Origin of the sequence: Treponema sp. UBA6852, from assembly GCA_002449305.1 — a bacterium.
In the GTDB taxonomy this organism is placed as follows: Bacteria; Spirochaetota; Spirochaetia; order Treponematales; family Treponemataceae; genus Treponema_D.
The window spans coordinates 24,593-43,736 of the sequence record DKDI01000039.1; the positions used below are offsets into that span (position 1 = coordinate 24,593).

The window sequence follows — 19,144 nt, forward strand, 5'->3', positions numbered from 1 at the left end:
GTTTTCCGACATTTTTTATTTTAAGCCCGGAATTTAAATTTGTCAAATTTTTGTTGACAAAATAAATTTATTATAATAATATCATTATTGTAATAAATACAAATTTATAAATAATCAAGTGTAAGGAACTTAGGAGGTTATTATGAAAAAATGGGTTTGCAAAGTATGCGGATATGTTCACACAGGAGACAATGCGCCAGAAGAGTGTCCAGTTTGCCATGCAAAAAATGCTTTCAATGAAATGGTTGAAACAAAAGGATTTGCATGCGAACATCAGGTTGGTTCTGCAAAAGGCTTGGATGAAGAAGTTGTAAAAGGACTTCGTGAAAATTTCGCCGGTGAATGCTCGGAAGTTGGAATGTACCTTGCGATGTCCCGTCAGGCAGATCGCGAAGGCTACCCGGAAATTGCAGAGGCATACAAACGCTATGCTTTTGAAGAAGCCGAACACGCAGCAAAATTCGCAGAACTCCTTGGGGAAGTTCTTACTGATTCAACAAAGAAAAATGTTCAGATGAGAGCAGACGCGGAAGCAGGAGCTTGCGAAGGAAAACTTCAGCTTGCAAAACGCGCAAAAGAACTTGGCTACGATGCAATTCACGATACTGTGCATGAAATGGCAAAAGATGAAGCGCGCCACGGAGCAGGATTCAAAGGAATAATGCAGCGTTATTTCAGCAAGTAAATTAAAAAAACACTGTGCTTTGAAAACATTTTCATTGCATGGTGTTTTTAAATTCCAAAAAGTTTCAAGAGAAAAAATGAACCACGAACAAATCGCAGCAAAACTAGAAGAAAAAAATATCCGCCCTTCAATTCAAAGAATGGCAATTTATAAATTTCTTGCGGAACATCCAGTTCACCCGACCGTTGACACAATTTACACTGCACTTTCTCCGCAAATGCCAACTTTATCGCGCACAACTGTCTACAATACGCTTAAGCAGTTTTCTGAATGCGGACTTGTGCAGACAATTACAATTGAAGATGGCGAGCTTAGATACGATGCGGACACTTCAAATCATCTGCATTTTAAATGTGTAAAATGCGGAAAAATTTTTGATATTTTTAAACCAGTCGAGCTTCCATCGCAATTTTTACAAGACGGATTTAAAGCAGAAAAAATTCAAACCAATATCTGGGGAATTTGCAAAGACTGCTCTTAATTCTACTGAAAAAGAATCAGTCCTTCCGGATTCATTGCTCTGTAACGAATCCGGCATTCAACAACAGCAATCAAAACTACAACAAGTGAAAACCAAAAGAACATGCTGTCCATTTTAAATCCCGCAAAATAATTGTAGATTCCGTGCAGCAAAACCGCCAGAACAAACGGATAAATTTTAAAGCTTCTATTCTTTAGATTGAAAACAAAAAGCCCCGAAAGTCCTGCGCAACAAGAATGAATAACAACCGCAGTCAAAAGTCTAAGTTCAAGATTTTTAATTCCAGATGCAATATAAATCAAAGTTTCAAAGCAGCCAAGCGAAAGTCCGCTCAAAACGGCGCAGGCAAAAAAAACTTTCATCGACATTTTTTTTGACGGAAAAAGAAAAAACACCGCCATTTTTATAGTTTCTTCAACAACGCCGTTTACAAGAATGCTTTTTATCAAAACGGAAAAAAGAGAATGCACGTTAACCAGCCTGAAAACTTCCAAAAAAAACTGAATTGCCACAATCGGAACAACAGCAAAAAGTCCGCAGAAAACAGCAATAAATCCAAAGCTAAGCTTGAATTCTTTTATAAGAACAACCATGCAAGCCAATGCCGCCAAAACAGGAATTGTGCAAATTAAAAACGGTGGAATCAAACCTATAAAATTCATTTTATTTTTTCTCCGCCCTAAACTGCTCTATTACAAACTGAACCGTTCCGCGCATTTCATCAAGATTTTCCTGATTAAGAATTCCAAGCCGGAAAATTGAAGTTTCCAAAAGACAGTAAAGCAAGCTGTTTATTTCCTTTATGGGAAGATTTTTTATTTCACCTTTTTTTTGTCCGCGGATTAAAACCATATTCATCAAATGCTGAATTCTGATAACGCGCCTTGTTACACGGTCGTTTATATCCACGCCGCTTTTTTCAAGCTGCATAAGATACATTTTTAAAACACGGAAAAACGCCCGGTTGCTTTCCGCAATGTCGATTATGCACAAAAAAATCTGCTTAAGGCATTCTATGGAATCAATCTGGCTGTTTTTTATAATTCCAATAAGTTCCTGCTCAACATCGTTTGTAAGCTGCTTTATGCTCCATAAAAAAATTTCACGCTTATTTTTAAAATATATATAAAGAGTTGTACGAGTAATTCCGCATTTGTCTGCGATTTTCTGGTAAGTAACATCTTCGTATCCATCTTCTATAAAAAGCTGAAATGACTTTTCAAGAATTTCCCTTTTGCGCTTTTCGTGCTCAACAACAATCGCCATATTTTACCTGTAAATATAAAAAGAAGTGTCCAAATTTCCAGCTTTTAAAGGCTTTACCGCGGAAGCTTTTTTTCCAAGACAGTTTTCAAAAGATTTTTGACTTGTAATAATTCCCATCTGCCAGTTTTCAAAATTTGAAATCAAGCTGCCCATTTTTCTATAAAGGTTTTCGGCCTGAATCTCATCGCCCAAACGCTCGCCATAAGGAGGATTGCAAAGTATAAGTCCATTTTCAAATTCTGAATGCAAAGCTTCAAAATCACTTACAAAAAATTCAGGACGTTCAATGCGCATATCGCTTCCAATCAGCTGCAAGGCTCTTCCTGCCATTGTGCAAGCGTGTTCCGCATTCATTTTTGCACGGTCAATTGCAAACGGATCTATGTCGCTTCCGGCAATATGGCATTCAACATCTGTGCGGATTTTTGCAGCTTCCTCTTTTTTTATTTCAAGAGCGCGGGAAGCATCACATATAGAAAGATTTTCATAGGCAAAATTTCTTCCAAGACCTGGAGCAACGTTGTGAGCATAAAGAACCGCTTCAATTGCAATTGTTCCGCTGCCGCAAAAAGGATCATGCAAAGGAGTTTTTCTGCGCCACATCATTTCCTGCAAGAGAACCGCTGCTGTTGTTTCACGCAATGGAGCTGCGCCTCCTTCAGTTCTGTATCCGCGCTTATGCAAAGACTGCCCGCTCGTATCAAGCAAAATCACAGCTTCGTCCCGTTCCATATAAACACGCACATCCGCCTGATTTCCAGATTCCGGCAAAGAATTCATGCGCCAGACATCTCCAAGCTTTGTATAAATCGCCTTTTGAATCATTCCCTGAATTGTATGCTCGCTGTTAATCCGGCTTTTATAAACACGGACTTTATCCACAACAACACGCACATCCTTTCTAAAAAAATCCTGCCAGTCAATTCTATAGCAGCCTTCAAAAAGAGAATCGAAGTTGTCAGCTTTATAACGAGCCATCTGAAGATAAACTCTGTCGCTCGTCCTAAGACAAAAATTTGAGCGGTACAAAGCATCGTTGTCGCCTAAAAACGAAACACGACCCGGAGCGTTTCCTGCAAGAGTATAGCCCAAATGTTTTATTTCATTTCCAAGAATTTTTTCTGCGCCAACTGCGCAAAGAGCAACAAAAGTATTCATAAATGACATTTTAACATTTTATGTTCACTTACACAAGAAAACATACAGATTGAATTTTTATCCACGGATGATTCTGGCACGGACACAGAAAACTACAGGGAATTTTAGAGTGTTTATTTTAGTCCAGCCATATCAAAATGCCTTCACTTTTTCTGCGAATTCCTTTCTGCCGCTTGTTTCGGTCTTTTCGTATATGTGGGTCAGGTGCTTTTTTACGGTCGCAAGGGAAATAAAGAGAGTTTCTGCAAGCTGAATATTTGAAAGTCCGCCTAGAACAAGATAGCCGATTTCACTTTCTCGCCGGGAAAGTCCGTTTCTAGCCGCAAATTCAAGGTACTTTTCTTTGGAAGGAATTTTTTTCTGCCCCTGCCCACAAGATTCCACTTTGCTTTCTTTATTGTCTTTCAGCCTGAAAATCAAAAAAAGCATCGCAAGAACTGCAAAAAACGAAATCAAGCTTCCAAAAGAGGATAAAAGCCTAAGCTTTTCGTCTGCAATTCCCGCCGCCTGGACAAAAATCGTAAGTGTAACCGAAAACGCATACAAAGCCAGACACAGAAGAAACACCCCTTTTTTCATCGCCCCGCCCCTATTCCTCGTCAAGGTTCATCGCGTCAATAAGAGCAGTCCGAACATTCGCATCCAAAGGAATAAGAATGAACTCAAGAGCCGCCGTGTAGAATGCCGAAATACAGACCACCGCAAGATTCTTTCCCAGCATGGAAAAATCTGAAACAAACGAAAGGCACACAATAAGCGCGATAAACACGCTGAAAAATCCGCCGATAAGAACAAACCGCTGCATCATTGAGACAGCCTTTTCACTGCGTTTGAGAAGAGCCACGCTAAAGTCCTTTTTTCCGGCTGAAAAAGCGCGCATAAAGTCGCCCCACATTCCGCTGCACACCATAGGCGGAACAGAAAAAAGCAGAAGAAACACAAGCGACGGCAAGTCCACGAACATAGGAACAAGCGACAAGTCCCCCTTTATCAGAAAAATCGACAAAACAAGAGAGCAAACCATGACAAGAAGCTCCACGCATACCACAAAACCGACATTCATTTTCTTTTTCATAAAAACCTCCGCTAGATTTTTGCAGACGGAAACACTGCCGCCTGTGTTAATAAAAAATCTACCACCGAAAATCCAGTTTGCATATTATACTTTTGCACTTTTCAGGTGGAATTTTTGGATTTCTACAGACACAAAAACTTTAACGACCTTCCCAACACGATTTCATCTCATTCAAAAACTTTTACACGTTTCCCAACGCAATTTTTAGTCATTCGAAAACTTTAACGACTTGCCCAGCGCAATTTCAGCTCGTTCGGAAACTTTAACGACCTTCCCGACACAATTTCTACTCATTCGAAAAACTTTATGCCTTGCCCAATGCAATTTCTGCCCGTTCGAAAATTTTTATTCGCTGCCCAAGCTGTTTTCGGCTTATAAAATTTTGGGAAAATGGCTGCCTGCTTGTTGCCGGTCCAGGCATTTTCCTTGTATCTTTTATGTACAGAGTTTAATTCCAATTCAATAAGGAAACGGAGGAAACTATCGGGATTGTACATTTTGGCTTCTTTTCAAAATGACCAATCGAATTCTTAGCCATTTTTTTCATATTCTAAAGGAGTCAAAATGAAAAAAATCAATTCTAATATGCGTGTAGCCGAATTGGACACGCTTTCTGACGTTCTTGTGCGTCTGTACAAGGACTCTTGTGCCGCGGAAAATGCCGTTTCTAAGGACGCAAACCTTTCGCTTATTATGGCGGAAGCTGAAAAGCTTTCTGCGGACATCACAACGGCGATTAAAAGCGAGCGCGTCTCAAGCATGCTTGACGAGGCGGACATTGCGCGCGACGAGATTATCCGGAACTTGGGCGACGCTCTTACAGGCTACGCTGCGATTCCTGTCGCGGCTAAAAAGTCGGCGGCGCAGAATCTTCTTGCGGTCTTCGGCAAATACGGAAGGCAGATTACGCAGAAAAACTTTGCCGAGGAGTCTTCTTTGATTGAAAGCATGCTTGAGGACTTCGGAGCGGAATCTCTCAAGGCTGACGTTGCGGCTTTGGACGGAGTTGGCGAGCTTGTTTCGGAACTGCGGGCAGCTCAGAACAGCTTCAACAAGGCGAACGACGACTACACCCATGCAAGCGTGAACAGGGGCGAAAGCGCGACTTCGGTAAAGAAGAGCCTGATTTCCGCCTTGAACGACAAGCTCGTGCCGTATCTTAGCGCGGTTGCCCCTCTTTCAGACTACAAGGACTTTGCCTCAAAGTGCGAGGCTGAAATTGCAAAGGCGAACGCGACTGTAAGCGGAAGAAACAAGACCGCAAAAGGCGAATAGCTTTTAAAAATGTAAAAAACTGACAGCAAAGCGGAGCGCAAAAGCTCCGCTTTGTTATTACACTTTTGTCATTCTCGTGCAAGTACGCCGTAAGGCGGACGCAGACACGGGAATCTTCGCATGAGATTATCGGGTCAAGCCCGATAATGACACAACACATTACACTCCTATGTCATTTCTGCAGTCCGTCCGCTGTCATTCCCGTGCACCGACACGGGAATCTCTTCCCCTACTCATACTTCCATTCGCTTGCCTTTAGCTGGGTGGAAATCATTTTGCTGTAGACTCCGCCTTTTTCGAGGAGCTCCGAAGGGCTTCCCTGCTCAGCCACAACGCCGTTTTTAAGCACTACAATCTTGTCCGCGCTGGCAACGGTTCTCATTCTGTGGGCGATGATCAAGACGGTCTTGTTCTTTATCAGCCGGGAAAGAGATTCCTGCACCAGAGTCTCGTTGTCAACGTCAAGGCTCGCGGTCGCCTCGTCAAGCAAAATTATCGGGGCGTTTTTCAGGAACGCGCGCGCGATCGAAAGACGCTGCCTCTCGCCGCCGGAAAGCTCCGAGCCGTTCTCGCCGATTACCGTGTTCCATTTTTCGGGGAGCTTTTCCACAAAGTCGTCGCAGCGCGCAAGATGGGCGGCCGCAATCACCTCGTCATCGCTAGCGTCCTTCCGCCCGATTCTGATGTTCTCCATTACCGTGTTGTTGAAGAGCGTTACGTCCTGAAAGACAATCGAGTACATTCCAAGAAGCGTTTCCGGGTCGGTTTTTGAGATGTCCATTCCGCCAACGCTGATTTTTCCACGGTTCAAGTCCCAGAAGCGCGCGGCAAGCCGGCTAACAGTTGTCTTTCCGCTTCCGCTCGGTCCGATAAGCGCCGTCACTTCGCCCTGCTTTGCCGTGAACGAAACGTCTTTAAGGATTTCTTTTCCGCCGTTGTACGAAAATCCCGCGTTCTCAAAAACGATGTCATAGCCCTTGTTTGAAAGCTTTGTTTTTCCGCTCTGCTCGCTGTGGCTTAGAATCTCGTCCATCCGCTCGCACCGAACGTCGCAGCTGATAATCGCCGCAAGATTCTGAAGCGAAACCTGAAGCGGGTCGTACATCCTGGAAACCACAAGCAGATACATGAAAAACGTTAGAATGTCGATTTCGCCCGAGGCAAGAAGAAACGCGCCCGTTACGGCAACAGTTCCGATTCCGAGCTTCAAGACCATCTGCGCCGAAACAACGAACGCCGCATTGGAAAATTCCGCCACAACCGAATGCTTTTCAATGTCGCGCACTTTTTTGTCAAAGCCTTCAAGATAGTTTTCCGCCGCGTTGTAGGACTTTAGGTCGCGCAAGGTTTCAAGACCTTCCTGAATTCCGTCTGCGCACGCAAGCTTGTATTTCATTCCTTTCTGGTTGATTTTTGCCATCACTTTTTTTGACGAGACAACAATCACAAACGCAACCGGCATTACCCAGACTGCGGCGAGCGTCATCTTCCAGTTGAAAAAGAAAAGGCTTAGCACGACAAGCGTCGTGGAAATAAGCGAGCCAATAAGCTCAGGAATCCAGTGCGAGGAAGCCGTCTCCAAAACCGCGCAGTCGCCCATAATCGTACTAGTCAAGTCCGCCAAATCCTTTTTTCCGAAGAACGAGAGAGGCAACTTGCGGAGCTTTTCCGCCAGAGTGCGCCGCCTGATTCCGCTTTCCACGTAAGTTGTGAGAAATGTCGAGCGGTACTGAAAAACCGTCGTCAGGACAATCAGAGCGCAGACAAAAGCAATTCCGCACGCAAAAAACGGCAGGGCAGAGGCCGAAAGCGAGCCTGAAAGCAAGTTCCGCACGAGCGCGTACAAAAGCCCCACCGGCAGCATAAGAACAAGATTCGCAAGCGTAACCGCCAGAAACGCCCGAACCATTCCCCGCACGCCATAATCCGAAAGCGCGTATTTATGTTTAAGTTTTTCGTTTAAAGCCATTTGTCGCCTCCTGCACACACTTTCCATTCCGCAGCCTTGTTGTATTCCGCCCACATTTTCGCGTAGATTCCGCTGCCAGAGACAAGCTCATCGTGCTTTCCCTCTTCCGCGATTTTTCCGCCGCTCAAGACAAAAATCCTGTCCGCATTTGTTACGGTCGAAAGCCGGTGCGCAATCATAATCACAGTCTTGTCCTTGGAAAGGTTTGCGAACGCCGCCTGAACTTTTTCCTCGTTGTCCGGGTCTGCGAACGCAGTCGCCTCGTCTAGAATCAGAATCTTTGAGTTTTTAAGGAACGCGCGCGCAATCGAAATCCGCTGTGCCTCGCCACCCGAAAGATAAACGCCCTTCGAGCCAATCACCGTGTCAATTCCGTCCGCAAGTTTTTCGATGATGTCCGCGCACTGCGCCTTTTCAAGAGCCGCCAGAACTTCCTCGCGCGAAGCCGCTGGATTTCCGAGCCGAACGTTTTCCAGAACCGACATTTTCAAGAGCTTTGAATCCTGAAAAACGTAGGAAACCTCGTTCATCAGCTCCTTGGAAGAAATGTCGCGCACGTCAACACCGCCGATTTTCACCGAACCTTCCGTTGCATCCCAGAATCGCGCCACAAGCGAAGCCAAAGTCGTTTTTCCGCCACCGCTGGGACCCACAAACGCAACGTGCTCGCCCGAAGTGATTTTAAGCGAAACGCCGTCCAACGCCTTTTTCTCCGAGCCGCCGTAAGAAAAGCTCACACCGTCAAATTCAACTGAAGAATCCAAAGGCAATTTTGGAGAAGACGTTTGAGCAAGCGGCTTGAACGCAAAAATCTCGTCCATGCGTTTCAGAGCGTCCGTCACAGCCATCGAAGCCTCGCCCGAATAAGCGATTTTCATCAGCGTCGTCGTCAGAATCGGAGTAAGAATTATATAGAAGAGAAGATTCAAAATCAGCGTGTCGGAAACGCCCTTTCCGCCTAAAATGTAAGATGCCGCAATCAAAAAAGCGAAAACAGAATTCGTTGCAAGCGTGAACAGAACCATCGGGCGCATCATGCTTTTTGTGTAGGCGACAGTCCATTTTTCATAGCCGTCAATCGCCGCCTTGAAGCGGTTGAACGAAAACACCGACTGCCCGAAAGTCTTTACAATAGGAATTCCGCGCACATATTCAACCGCCTCGTTCGACATCGTCTCAAGCGAATCCTGATATTTCGCCATGTCCTGCTGAAGCTTCTTCCCCATCATTCCGCCCATCGCCAAAAACGCAAGAACCGCCGGCACAAGGCACAAAAGCCCGATTTTCCAGTCGAAAAAAAGCATCATCGCCACAAGGCAGACCGGCGTAACGTAAGACACAACCTTGTCAGGAAGCGAATGCGCGATAAAAGTTTCGGTCGCCTCCGAAGAATCGTTCACAACGCGCCTTATTTTTCCGCTGCCTTCCTTTTCAATCAGCCCGAGCGGAAGCGTCATAATGTGCCTCATCAGAGAACTTCTAAGATTTGACTGAATCCTGAATGCCGCCTTGTGCGAGCACATCAAGCCGCCCACATAAACCAGAAGAGCCGCCACCGCAGAAACAACCGCCGCCCAGCCATAAAACTTGAGCGAAGGTGCCGCCGAAGCAAAATCCGGGCGAACCGCCAGAACCTCGCGAATCAGATTCCAAACAAAATAGAACGGCAGCATTCCCAAAACCGCGCTCACACCCGAAAGAACCCAGGAAGCATACACGAAAAACCTGTGATTTCCCGCAAACTTCATCAGCTCGCCAACCGAACTTTTCTTTTTTTCCATATAAAACCTCTTAAAATTGTTTTTTGTTTAATTGCCTTTAGTTACCAAAATTCAAATTTGATAACCGCATAAAAAAAGAGGCCCGAAAGCCTCTTTCTAAAATCCCATAAGTTTCTGCCAGCCGGGCATGAAAAATTCCTCCACCACCGAAAGGCAGTGCTCGGTTTCCGACTGCGTGTAGCCGTGGATGACAGGCTCAAGCATTGCAGTGTACGCCGCGCTCAGAATCGTGTGCATTTCCTTTTCGCTCACCTCCACCACATTGTTTCCGCGAGACTTTAAAAAATCCAGGACTTTCAGCATTTCCTTTTGGTCCTCGTTCACCATGTCGTGCAGAAAATTTTCGTAGCGCGTGCCTTTTGACTTTGTAAGAATCAGAGAGAAATCCTCGCGGCGCGGATAAATAATCTCGCGGATCATGTCGATGTCGTTGTTTTGCATCAGTTCTGCAACGGAAACGTTTTCTTCAATCTGCGCATATTTTGTTGCAATGTGATTTTTGCGCCATTGTCTGAATTCTTTAAGAGAAGGCTCGACCAGCTGAGAGAACAAATCTTCCTTGTCCGCGCAATGCCGGTAAAGTGCAGCCGAAGTAACGCCCGCCCGACTTGCAATATCGCGGATTGAAGCGTTTTCAAAGCCGTTTTTAAAAAATTCAGAGCGCGCGGCTTTTAAAATATTCTCGTGTGTTTCAGATTTGTCTTTTGCCATAGTTTTTATTCGGTTTGGTTATCAGTGATAACACAAAGACAATATCACGTCAAAAAGTTAGCGTCAACCAACATTGACATCTTTTTTATTGATTTTTATTTTACCGCTTGCCGCTTGACTTTTCTGCCTTTTAGCATGAAATTTAAAAAATCATTTGACTATGGAAGAAATAAATATGAACGAAACTTTAAAAATTCTTGAAACGCGCAGAAGCTGCCGCAAATTCAAGCCGGATATGATTCCGGAGGAAGATTTGAACGCCGTAATCCGGGCTGGAACTTTTGCGCCGACCGGCAGAAATCTTCAGTCGCCGATAATCATTGCGGTTACGAACAAGGAACTTCGCGACAAAATCAGCGAGGAAAACCGAAAAATCGGCGGATGGAACAAAGGCTTTGACCCGTTTTACGGCGCGCCTGTGATTCTGATTGTTCTTGCCGATAAAAGCGTTTCGCCGAACTACATTTACGACGGCTCGCTTGTTATGGGAAACCTGATGAACGCCGCGAAAAGCCTGGGGCTCGGCTCAATCTGGATTCACCGCGCAAAACAGGAATTTGAAAGCGATTTCGGCAAAAAAATTCTTTCAGACCTTGGAATAAAAGGCGATTTTGAAGGAATCGGGCACATTGCGCTTGGCTACGCGGCAGAAGGCGGAGAAGCAGAAGCCGCTCCCCGCAAAGAAAATTACGTTTACTGGGTAAAGTAGAAACTTGCTGCGGGAAAACGGAAAAATGGCGGAAAATCAAAATCCTTCACACGAAGCGTCGCGGCGTTTTGCATATCTTACAAACCAGATTGACGAGCTTTACCATAAGGTGAACGCAAAATCCTCTCTTTCAGACTGCGTTTCCTGGATTTTTTACTGTCTTTATGACATGGGCGGGCCGTGCAACCAGAGCGAATTTTCGCGTCTTTACGGAATAAGCCGGAAAACAATAAATTCCGCGCTTTCAAAGCTTGAGCAGCTCGGACTTGTAAAGAGGACTGCCGGAGACGGCCGCAACGTGATTGTATCTCTAACAGAAGAAGGGCTTGCGCTTGCCGAAAAGTCAGTTGAGCCGATAATTTCCGCCGAAGATTCAGTTTTTGACAGCTGGTCACCGGAAGAAAAGGAACAGCTTCTCTTTCTGACAGAAAAATACAGAAACGACCTTGAAAGTCAGTTCAAGAAAAGGGAGCTGATTTGAGGGGTGTGTAATAAACGGATTCTGCCGTATTGCCTCAATGATTTTTCTCTGATTTTTTATAAGTTTTACATTATTGTTTACACTGTTGTTTGCATTTCTGTTATTGCCGGAATTCCGATTGACATTTTTTCTATAAAAATGTACGTTTTTTAATTGTCCGATTTCGGACGAAATGTCATTTTCGGGTCAAGCCCGAAAATGACACAGCACCCCAATGTCATTGCCCGGCTTGACCGGGCAATCTGCTTAATTTTGGAAGAGTTTTTTTAACTGTATTTTGCAGAAATGCGCAAGGGATACGGAGGGCGCAAAGCGGACGGCGCCGAAGGCGGCGGCTGGAGGCGAAGGCCGGAACCCGGAGCAGCCCGGTACGGCGAGCTTTGCGAGCCGTATGCGCCCAGTTTTTTGTTTTGCTTTGTTTTTTTGAGGAATTTTTATGGATATTAAACTTTCGGATCACTTTACGTTCGGCAGGCTGATTCGTTTTACGCTGCCGTCGATTGGAATGATGGTTTTTACGTCGATTTATGGCGTTGTTGACGGGCTTTTTGTTTCTAACTTTGTGGGAAAGACAGCTTTTGCCGGGCTGAATCTTATTATGCCGGTGGTTATGATGCTTTCGTCGGTCGGTTTTATGCTTGGAACGGGCGGAACGGCTTTGGTGGCGCGTTTTTTGGGAGAGAATGACAGGAAGCGCGCGAACGAGACTTTTTCGCTTCTGGTCTATTTTCTGATTGGGCTTGGTGTTGTGATTTCCGCTGTTGCAATGATTTTTATGCGCAGGATTGCGGTTGCACTTGGTGCGGACGGCGAGCTTCTTGAAAATGCGGTTATATATGGAAGAATTTTGTGTGGAACTCTCACTCTTTTTATGCTTCAGACTTCGTTCCAGACTTTTCTGATTGCGGCTGAACGTCCGACGATGGGCTTTGCGCTTACGGTTGGCGCCGGAGTTACGAACATGGTTTTGGACGCGCTGTTTGTTGCGGTTTTTAAATGGGGGCTTGTGGGCGCGGCATTGGCAACCTGTATGAGCCAGGTTGTTGGAGGTTTTGTTCCGCTTATTTATTTTTTAAGTCCGAACAAGTCTCTTTTGCATCTTGGAAAGGCAAAATGGAACGGTGTGATTCTGTTCAAGACTTTTACAAACGGCTCTTCGGAACTGCTTTCAAATATCGCAATGTCGGTTGTAAGTATTCTGTATAATTTTCAGCTAATCCGGCTTGCAGGCGAGAACGGAATTGCGGCCTACGGGTGCCTTATGTACGTGGGATTTATTTTTGCGGCGGTTTTTCTTGGCTGGGGAATCGGAACTTCTCCGATTGTAAGCTACAACTACGGAGCGGAAAACCGGGCGGAACTTCACAATCTTTTTGTAAAGAATCTTATCGCGATGGGTGTTTTTGGTCTGGTTCTTTTTGCTGCCGCGGAAATGCTTTCGTTTCCGTTCGCAAAGCTTTTTACCGGCTACGATGCGGAACTTTTTGCGCTTACAAGACGCGCGTTCCATTTGTATTCGTTCTCGTTTTTGCTGACCGGATTCAATATGTTCGGCTCGTCGTTTTTTACCGCTCTGAACAACGGTTTTGTTTCCGCGCTGATTTCCTTTATGCGGACGATGGTTTTTCAGGTTGCGTGTGTCCTGGTTCTGCCGGTTCTGTGGGGAATCAACGGAATCTGGCTTAGCGGAATTATATATGAAGTGCTTTCCGCAGTGGTTGTTGCCGTGTGCCTTGCAAAATTCAAGAATCGTTACGGATATTAGAGAAATTACGGCGGTCCGGCAAAAACTTCTCAAGTATTTGCCGTCGCTATGTCCGCCCTTCGCTAACCGCTCATTCTGCGTCAGGTTTTGTACAAAACCCGCCGCAGAACTCCGGGGCTCCCAGCGCTACCGCATCCGCTGTGATTGCCATTAGAATCATTTTGGGGAAAACTATGTGTTTTATGAATTTTTTCGGACTGACGGTAATCGCCGCAATCATGGTTCCGAACTTTATTTTTGCCGCGACGCACAGGGACGGATTTGAAAATCTCTACAAGAACAAAGCGGTTGAGTTTTTGGAGCAGGCCGGAAGGTTCGGCTGTTTTGCGTTCATGATTTTTAACATTCCTGTTTTGTGCCGCGGATTCTGGTTTGACGGAGCAAAAACCACGTATTTTGCCACAAGTTCCGCTCTTACGGTGGCTTATCTTTTTGGCTGGATTGTTTTCTGGAAGGAAAATTCTTTGCGCAAGTCTGTTGTGCTTTCAGTTGTGCCGTCGCTGCTTTTTCTGGAAAGCGGATTTTTTGCGCTGAACATTCCGCTGACAATCTGCGCAGTGATTTTTGCGCCATGCCACGTTCTGATCAGCTGCAAGAATGCGAAGATGAGCTGATTGCAGGCTACGGCGGAATCGGAAAATATTACTGCAAACTGCAAGACAGCCGGAACAACCTCATATAATTGCAAGGTCATTCCGGCAGCCTCAATGAATATCACGCAGATTCTAGTTTCCGATTTCCTCAAGCACGATGTTGTCTACCGTAACTGTGTGCTTTCCGGTGATTCTTTTGCCGTTCACGGCTCCCATCGAAATGCTCAGGATTACAGAGTTGTCGGTCGGCTCGCCCATCGTGAATTCGCATGAGTATCTTTTGAATTCCTTTGAGACATCGATTTTCTGCGTTCCCGAATACGGAATCCAGTTGTTGTCCGAGGAGCCGTTGCGCTGAAGGGCGTACATTATCGTGCGGTCAATAGTTGACTTTGCATCAAACTCAATTCTGTACTTTTTGCCTTTTTCAAGAGTGATTCCGTTCTGCTTGAGCTGAATCATCCAGTCAAGATTTCCTGTGTCGGAAATATTCATGCAGAACGCGTTGTCCTCGGAAAGTGAATCAACTGCATAATCCGCGGATGCCGACTCGTTCAGGTAGATTTCGTAGCCTGTAAGCCCGGAGGAAAAATTTCCGTTCACGAGCATTGCGTTTTCCTGAATGCGCACGTTGTCAAGAAAAACCGTTCCGTCTGTGTCAAAGCTGAAGGAAAGAACGGATGATTTTTCCTTTTCCGCCGTGAACACGAACTTGAAATTCTTCTCATCGGAAGAAAGGGAAGCCTCAAAAGTCTTTCCTGAAATTTCAGCCTTTATTTTTCCGAAAGAAGCTGATGAGGCGTCAAAGCTCAGAAGATATTCTGTTCCCGGAACAAGCGGAATTCCTTCCTGAATAAGCCGGATTTCAGCGTCCTTGGGATTTTCTGCGCGGAACTTGCGGATGTTGTCCGTGTTTGTAACGTGGAATTTCGCGCCGTTTTTACCGAAGACATTCCATTCCGCAAGACGTTTTTCTCCCTCCTGGAATTCTCCGTTGTGAACAAGATTTCCGTCGGGAAGAACTGATTTTTTTTCGGCCGAATTTTGGGGCGCGCTGACCATCTCAAGCCGCACGCCAGAAATTCTTACCGCCGCGGTGGAATTCTGGTTTCCGAGGTTGAACTCAAGCCGTCCCATAGGATCGGCCGCGTCGTTCATTTTGAATGTGAACTCAAAATGCTTTTTCTGCGGCCCGATGTTTATCTTCGTGTCCTTGAAGTAGCGAATCCATCCTGCTTCTGGAGCTGTAACCGCGGTTATCATCGTGCGCTCCTTTTCCGCTGAAGCGTCGAACGAAAGCCTGTATTCTGCACCCTTGAGCATTGGAAGACTTGCCTGCACAAGCTGAACAGAATAGTCAACGCTTCCGGCCGCCTCGGAAGTTATGACGATGTTTCCGCTGTCGTAAGCAAAGCTGCCTTTTCCGCCCTGGGCAAGAAGGAATGTCCAGTAATCTCTGTCTGACAGAATGTAGTTTCCGTCCGGACCTGCCTCGCGGAATTTTGCCATTCCTGATTCGGGCTTCTTCACGTTCTCGTCGTAGCTTTTTTTCTGGTAAACTTTCACGTAGTCCACGAGAAGCTGCGCGTTTTTTCCGAATTTTGTGGAGCGGTCAGGATTTCCCGGCCAGTTTCCGCCCACCGCAAGGTTCAGGATTATGTAGAAAGGCTGATCGAACGGAGCCGGATAAGTCACCTCGCCGAACCCCTTGCGCTTTGTGTACCAGCTGTTCTCCTTGTGGTACATTTTTCCGTCGGCATAGAAGCGGATTTTGCCGGGTTCCCACTCGCAGGCCACGATGTGCCAGTCATCGGAGAAGCTTTTTCCATGCGCGGATGCCTTTCCTTGAGATTCCTTGTGGGGCTCGCCGTAATGGAGCGTTCCGTAGATTTCCTCTGTCCTGTCGCCGAGAACTTCCGCAATGTCGATTTCGCCGCACTTGGGCCACTGTCCGTAGAGATTCTCTTCCGTGGGCATCATCCAGAATGCCGGGAGAAAGCCTTTTCCGGAAGGAAATTTTATGCGCGCCTCAATGCGTCCGTACTTGAAGTCGTGCTTGCCTCTTGTGTTGATTCTGCCGGATGTGTACGCCGTTTTTCCGCCGCGTCCTTTTTTCTGCACGGCCTGAATTACGAGGTTTCCGTCCTTTACGTAGATGTTCTCCTTTGAGTCCACGTATTCCTGAAGCTCGTTGTTCACCCAGCCCGGCTCGTGGTACTCGTAGTTCCAGTCATTCATATTGAGTGAATTTCCGTCAAAATCGTCCTGCCAGACAAGATCCGCATCGCTGTAGCTGGTCTGCGCAAAGAATGGAGCTGCGGCGAAAATAATTCCCGCGGCAAATGCAACCGTCTTTTTCATGTTTCCTCCGTTATATATAAACTGCTATTCCGTCATCATTTTTATGAGACTGGCGCGGATTCCGTCATAGTGGCTTTCCGTAAGTCCGAAGTCCATCTCCTTGTACGTCCAGACCGCGTGTCCCACACCGAATTCCCTGAAAACTTTTTGAACATCGGCAAACCAGGCTTCAGTTCCGTTGACAGGCGCGCGGTCAATCACGCCGTACTCGCCGCAGTAGACGGGAACTCCGGCGTTTTCAGCAGCCGCGCAAGCCTCCCCAATCATCTGCCGCATAAGCTCGATTCCCGGAAGATTTCCGTCAGTGTCGGCGACATCCTTTCCCTTGTATCCGAGCGGAACAGACTCCTCGCGGAAATAAGACAGCGTGGCAGGATATTTTATCTCGCGGTCAGGACTCATTCCAGGAACCCAGGGCGCTTTCTGATGTGTGAAAATCAGCGGCTCATAAAAATGGAAGGTGAAAATCACATTGCGGAATTCCGGCTTCTTTAAAAGGCGGAGAGTGCGCGCGCTGTTCCACTGGATTCCGCCGTAAATCACCGGAGTTTCTGGCGCATTCTTTCTGATTGTCCTGAGCGTGCGGTCAATTAGGGCATTCCAAGAATCCGCCGCATCCTGCTCCACGACCTCATTCAGAAGCTCAAACGCGACGTTCCTTTTTCCGCAGAATCTTGACGAGACTTCATTCCAAAGCGACACGAAAAGCTCCTGAAGATGCGGACTTGAAAAAAGCGTGTTTCCCTTTTCTGTTCCAGCGTCGTTGAAGTCGTAGCCGCACGCCTTGTGAAGGTCAAGAATCACATCAAGCCCGGAAGTTTCCGCCCATCCGACAAATTTCTCCAGCCTCAAAAATCCTTCCTCAATAAAAGTTCCATCCGGATTCTGGACAACCTCGCTGTCGAACGGAAGCCTTATGTGGTCAAATCCCCAGCCTGCGGCACGGCGCACATCGTCTTCGTTTATAAAACTGTCGTAGCGTTCCTTTGTGTGGCAGCACTGCGAAAGCCATCCGCCAAAATTGATTCCCTTTAAAAGATTCATAGTTTCTCCGTTTTTCCTAAAAGCCGGATTTTGAATTTGCAGAACCGAAATTGCGCCGAAAACAATGCATTCCGCGCAAACCGGCCTGACAACGGAATAATATCATTGAATTTCAGTCGAATATATCATAATATTTGTATATATATCATAATATTCTTATTTTTTTGCGGACGATGGAAGGAAAACACAAAAAATGAAAAAGAACATGAACGATGAGCTTGCGCGGATAAAGTCCGAGCCGACACTTTCCGAGGAGCTTTTCAGAAGACGCGAGTATTCAATCTATCACCTGGAATACGACAAGGAACTTGCGTTCTATGATGCGGTAAAAAAAGGCGACTTTAATCTTGTTAAACAGCTCATGCTTCCCCTGCGCAACGAAAAGCTCGGAAAACTCTCGGAAAATCCGCTGCGGAACCTGAAATATCATCTTGTGATAACGGTCGCGATGATAACCCGGTTTTGCATTGAGGGAGGCCTTCCGCCTGAACCGGCATACACCCTGAGCGACATCTACATCCGCCAGATAGACTCCGCGGAGAACGAAGACACAATCACCATGCTGCACCGCGAGGCAGTTTTCGATTTCACCAGCCGCATGAAGGAGCTCAAGGAAGTTCACGGACTTTCGCACAGAACAACAGCCGCAATTGACTACATCTACGACCACCTGAATGAAAAAATCCAGCTTTCCCGGATGGCAGAGACGCTCGGTGTGAACAAGTCATATCTCTGCGCTCTTTTCAGAAGGGAGACCGGAATCACAGTCGGGCAGTATGTATTGAAGAAAAAAATCGAGGCGGCGGAAAAAATGCTTCTCTACAGCAAAAATTCATCCGCACAGATAAGCGCGCTCTTCTCGTTCAGTTCGGCAAGCCACTTCATAGAAATATTCAAAAAGGAAACAGGATTTACTCCGTCCCAGTACCGCAAAATCCGGCGCAGCGAAGCGTTCACCTCAATGGCTGAAAAATAGGAATCCGTCCGGAGGAAGGTCTTGCAACCGCGAAAAATCTTGTGGAGAAAATTGCCGTAAGTTTTGAATTTTTTGAAAAAACCATGTAGAAATTTGGTAAAACGCAATTGACGCTTTTTTACTTTTTATACGAGGAGAATCTAAGTGGAAGAAAACAAAAAGCATCTTCCGGTAATAGGAGTAGGTCCTGTTATCGTTGCGCCTCAAATTGTTCTTTCTGCGGCAGGAATTTTTGCCGGCACAAAAGAATTCCTTTCCTTTGCAAGAATTCCTGCATTAAGAATTCCGTTCACGATTTTTGGTGTTGTTCTTATTATTTTGGGAATGTATCTCTGGCTGTATGCGAATTTCAAGACGAAAATCGAAAGCCACATAAAGGAAAACACTCTTGCAACTGACGGCGTATATTCCATTGTAAGAAATCCAATTTACAGCGCATTCTTTTTGATCTGTACGGGCGTTCTTCTTTTTCCTGCGAATCTTATTCTGCTTATCCTGCCAGTTCTGTTCTATTTTTACATGACGGTTATGATTAAAAACACAGAAGAAAAGTGGCTGAAAGCTCTCTACGGACACGAATACGACGAATACTGCAGAAGCGTCAACCGCTGCATTCCAAGCCTTCCTAAAAAGAAATGAAAATTCTGATTCTGAACGCCTCGCTAAAGTGTTAGTCTTTTTAATCTGTGCGGCAGTTTTACCATGTAGATTTTTTTACTTTTTTTGCCGTTTAAGTTGTCATTTCAAATAAACTTACTATAATTATAGATATACAACAAATCTATCTTTTATGGAGGCATGATAAAAAAGTAAA

Annotated in this window: 19 protein-coding genes; 9 read left to right on the forward strand and 10 right to left on the reverse strand. The window is 45.7% G+C overall.

Annotation, left to right across the window (positions count from 1 at the left end):
- Window positions 1–142: 142 nt before the first annotated feature.
- Together B3209_RS09025 and B3209_RS09030 are read left to right on the forward strand one after the other, a co-directional pair.
- Window positions 143–685, forward strand: coding sequence for a ferritin family protein (locus tag B3209_RS09025; RefSeq protein ID WP_013702649.1), 543 nt, complete (start codon window positions 143–145; stop codon window positions 683–685).
- A 76-nt stretch (window positions 686–761) separates the two neighbouring features.
- Window positions 762–1,166: a Fur family transcriptional regulator gene (locus tag B3209_RS09030; RefSeq protein WP_296662702.1), complete on the forward strand. Its 405-nt coding sequence runs from the start codon at window positions 762–764 to the stop codon at window positions 1,164–1,166.
- A gap of 2 nt (window positions 1,167–1,168) precedes the next feature.
- On the opposite strand, the gene B3209_RS09035 is transcribed toward B3209_RS09030, so the two are convergent.
- The 5 genes from B3209_RS09035 to B3209_RS09055 form a co-directional block, all read right to left on the reverse strand.
- On the reverse strand, window positions 1,169–1,828 hold the full coding sequence (locus B3209_RS09035) for a PrsW family glutamic-type intramembrane protease (RefSeq protein ID WP_296662704.1): 660 nt from the start codon (window positions 1,826–1,828) through the stop codon (window positions 1,169–1,171).
- Window position 1,829: 1 nt separating this feature from the next.
- Entirely contained in the window at window positions 1,830–2,432 is a 603-nt protein-coding gene (locus B3209_RS09040; protein WP_296662706.1) for a TetR/AcrR family transcriptional regulator, read from the reverse strand.
- A gap of 3 nt (window positions 2,433–2,435) precedes the next feature.
- Complete coding sequence (locus B3209_RS09045) at window positions 2,436–3,590, reverse strand: THUMP domain-containing class I SAM-dependent RNA methyltransferase (RefSeq protein WP_296662709.1); 1,155 nt, start codon at window positions 3,588–3,590, stop codon at window positions 2,436–2,438.
- A 132-nt stretch (window positions 3,591–3,722) separates the two neighbouring features.
- On the reverse strand, window positions 3,723–4,169 hold the full coding sequence (locus B3209_RS09050; RefSeq protein ID WP_296662711.1) for a response regulator transcription factor: 447 nt from the start codon (window positions 4,167–4,169) through the stop codon (window positions 3,723–3,725).
- A 10-nt stretch (window positions 4,170–4,179) separates the two neighbouring features.
- A complete protein-coding gene (locus B3209_RS09055) occupies window positions 4,180–4,665 on the reverse strand; it encodes a hypothetical protein (protein ID WP_296662714.1) in 486 nt (161 codons plus the stop codon).
- 564 nt (window positions 4,666–5,229) lie between these two features.
- Between B3209_RS09055 and B3209_RS09060 the strand changes: the two genes are divergently transcribed.
- Window positions 5,230–5,940 carry a DUF6261 family protein gene (locus tag B3209_RS09060; protein WP_296690518.1) on the forward strand — a complete coding sequence of 237 codons (711 nt, stop codon included), beginning with the start codon at window positions 5,230–5,232 and terminating at the stop codon, window positions 5,938–5,940.
- A gap of 229 nt (window positions 5,941–6,169) precedes the next feature.
- Here the strand turns inward: B3209_RS09060 and B3209_RS09065 are convergent, their stop codons facing one another.
- From B3209_RS09065 to B3209_RS09075, 3 genes are all read right to left on the reverse strand, one after another.
- Entirely contained in the window at window positions 6,170–7,909 is a 1,740-nt protein-coding gene (locus B3209_RS09065; RefSeq protein ID WP_296690520.1) for an ABC transporter ATP-binding protein, read from the reverse strand.
- Window positions 7,900–9,690, reverse strand: coding sequence for an ABC transporter ATP-binding protein (locus tag B3209_RS09070; protein WP_296690522.1), 1,791 nt, complete (start codon window positions 9,688–9,690; stop codon window positions 7,900–7,902). Before B3209_RS09070 ends, B3209_RS09065 begins: the two co-directional genes overlap by 10 nt.
- Before the next feature lie 96 nt (window positions 9,691–9,786).
- Window positions 9,787–10,401, reverse strand: a complete 615-nt coding sequence (locus B3209_RS09075) for a TetR/AcrR family transcriptional regulator (protein WP_296690524.1) — start codon at window positions 10,399–10,401, stop codon at window positions 9,787–9,789.
- A 160-nt stretch (window positions 10,402–10,561) separates the two neighbouring features.
- Between B3209_RS09075 and B3209_RS09080 the strand changes: the two genes are divergently transcribed.
- From B3209_RS09080 to B3209_RS09095, 4 genes are all read left to right on the forward strand, one after another.
- Window positions 10,562–11,110, forward strand: a complete 549-nt coding sequence (locus B3209_RS09080) for a nitroreductase (RefSeq protein WP_296690526.1) — start codon at window positions 10,562–10,564, stop codon at window positions 11,108–11,110.
- Between the two features lie 25 nt (window positions 11,111–11,135).
- Window positions 11,136–11,591 (forward strand): MarR family winged helix-turn-helix transcriptional regulator, encoded by a 456-nt coding sequence (locus tag B3209_RS09085; RefSeq protein ID WP_296690528.1) that lies wholly within the window; start codon window positions 11,136–11,138, stop codon window positions 11,589–11,591.
- A gap of 436 nt (window positions 11,592–12,027) precedes the next feature.
- Window positions 12,028–13,356, forward strand: coding sequence for an MATE family efflux transporter (locus B3209_RS09090; RefSeq protein WP_296690530.1), 1,329 nt, complete (start codon window positions 12,028–12,030; stop codon window positions 13,354–13,356).
- A gap of 182 nt (window positions 13,357–13,538) precedes the next feature.
- Window positions 13,539–13,970, forward strand: coding sequence for a hypothetical protein (locus B3209_RS09095; protein ID WP_296690532.1), 432 nt, complete (start codon window positions 13,539–13,541; stop codon window positions 13,968–13,970).
- 111 nt (window positions 13,971–14,081) lie between these two features.
- Here B3209_RS09095 and B3209_RS09100 read toward each other — a convergent pair whose 3' ends face one another.
- Window positions 14,082–16,310, reverse strand: a complete 2,229-nt coding sequence (locus B3209_RS09100) for a carbohydrate binding domain-containing protein (protein ID WP_296690534.1) — start codon at window positions 16,308–16,310, stop codon at window positions 14,082–14,084.
- Window positions 16,311–16,334: 24 nt separating this feature from the next.
- Complete coding sequence (locus B3209_RS09105) at window positions 16,335–17,354, reverse strand: glycoside hydrolase family 5 protein (protein WP_296690536.1); 1,020 nt, start codon at window positions 17,352–17,354, stop codon at window positions 16,335–16,337.
- Window positions 17,355–17,547: 193 nt separating this feature from the next.
- Here B3209_RS09105 and B3209_RS09110 point away from each other — a divergent pair, with 193 nt between their 5' ends.
- The gene (locus B3209_RS09110) at window positions 17,548–18,330 is read left to right on the forward strand and encodes a helix-turn-helix domain-containing protein (RefSeq protein WP_296690538.1); all 783 of its coding nucleotides are present in this window, start codon (window positions 17,548–17,550) and stop codon (window positions 18,328–18,330) included.
- 144 nt (window positions 18,331–18,474) lie between these two features.
- Window positions 18,475–18,969 carry a methyltransferase family protein gene (locus tag B3209_RS09115; protein ID WP_296690541.1) on the forward strand — a complete coding sequence of 165 codons (495 nt, stop codon included), beginning with the start codon at window positions 18,475–18,477 and terminating at the stop codon, window positions 18,967–18,969.
- Window positions 18,970–19,144: the final 175 nt, after the last annotated feature.

Excerpts from the sequence above, each read along its gene's own strand:
- B3209_RS09060 (WP_296690518.1), top strand. The coding sequence starts at position 5,230 with ATGAAAAAAATCAATTCTAATATGCGTGTAGCCGAATTGGACACGCTT.
- B3209_RS09080 (WP_296690526.1), top strand. The coding sequence starts at position 10,562 with ATGGAAGAAATAAATATGAACGAAACTTTAAAAATTCTTGAAACGCGC.
- B3209_RS09095 (WP_296690532.1), top strand. The coding sequence starts at position 13,539 with ATGAATTTTTTCGGACTGACGGTAATCGCCGCAATCATGGTTCCGAAC.
- B3209_RS09050 (WP_296662711.1), bottom strand. The coding sequence starts at position 4,169 with ATGAAAAAAGGGGTGTTTCTTCTGTGTCTGGCTTTGTATGCGTTTTCG.
- B3209_RS09070 (WP_296690522.1), bottom strand. The coding sequence starts at position 9,690 with ATGGAAAAAAAGAAAAGTTCGGTTGGCGAGCTGATGAAGTTTGCGGGA.
- B3209_RS09085 (WP_296690528.1), top strand. The coding sequence starts at position 11,136 with ATGGCGGAAAATCAAAATCCTTCACACGAAGCGTCGCGGCGTTTTGCA.
- B3209_RS09035 (WP_296662704.1), bottom strand. The coding sequence starts at position 1,828 with ATGAATTTTATAGGTTTGATTCCACCGTTTTTAATTTGCACAATTCCT.
- B3209_RS09110 (WP_296690538.1), top strand. The coding sequence starts at position 17,548 with ATGAAAAAGAACATGAACGATGAGCTTGCGCGGATAAAGTCCGAGCCG.
- B3209_RS09105 (WP_296690536.1), bottom strand. The coding sequence starts at position 17,354 with ATGAATCTTTTAAAGGGAATCAATTTTGGCGGATGGCTTTCGCAGTGC.
- B3209_RS09055 (WP_296662714.1), bottom strand. The coding sequence starts at position 4,665 with ATGAAAAAGAAAATGAATGTCGGTTTTGTGGTATGCGTGGAGCTTCTT.
- B3209_RS09075 (WP_296690524.1), bottom strand. The coding sequence starts at position 10,401 with ATGGCAAAAGACAAATCTGAAACACACGAGAATATTTTAAAAGCCGCG.
- B3209_RS09030 (WP_296662702.1), top strand. The coding sequence starts at position 762 with ATGAACCACGAACAAATCGCAGCAAAACTAGAAGAAAAAAATATCCGC.
- B3209_RS09045 (WP_296662709.1), bottom strand. The coding sequence starts at position 3,590 with ATGAATACTTTTGTTGCTCTTTGCGCAGTTGGCGCAGAAAAAATTCTT.
- B3209_RS09025 (WP_013702649.1), top strand. The coding sequence starts at position 143 with ATGAAAAAATGGGTTTGCAAAGTATGCGGATATGTTCACACAGGAGAC.
- B3209_RS09040 (WP_296662706.1), bottom strand. The coding sequence starts at position 2,432 with ATGGCGATTGTTGTTGAGCACGAAAAGCGCAAAAGGGAAATTCTTGAA.
- B3209_RS09065 (WP_296690520.1), bottom strand. The coding sequence starts at position 7,909 with ATGGCTTTAAACGAAAAACTTAAACATAAATACGCGCTTTCGGATTAT.
- B3209_RS09090 (WP_296690530.1), top strand. The coding sequence starts at position 12,028 with ATGGATATTAAACTTTCGGATCACTTTACGTTCGGCAGGCTGATTCGT.
- B3209_RS09100 (WP_296690534.1), bottom strand. The coding sequence starts at position 16,310 with ATGAAAAAGACGGTTGCATTTGCCGCGGGAATTATTTTCGCCGCAGCT.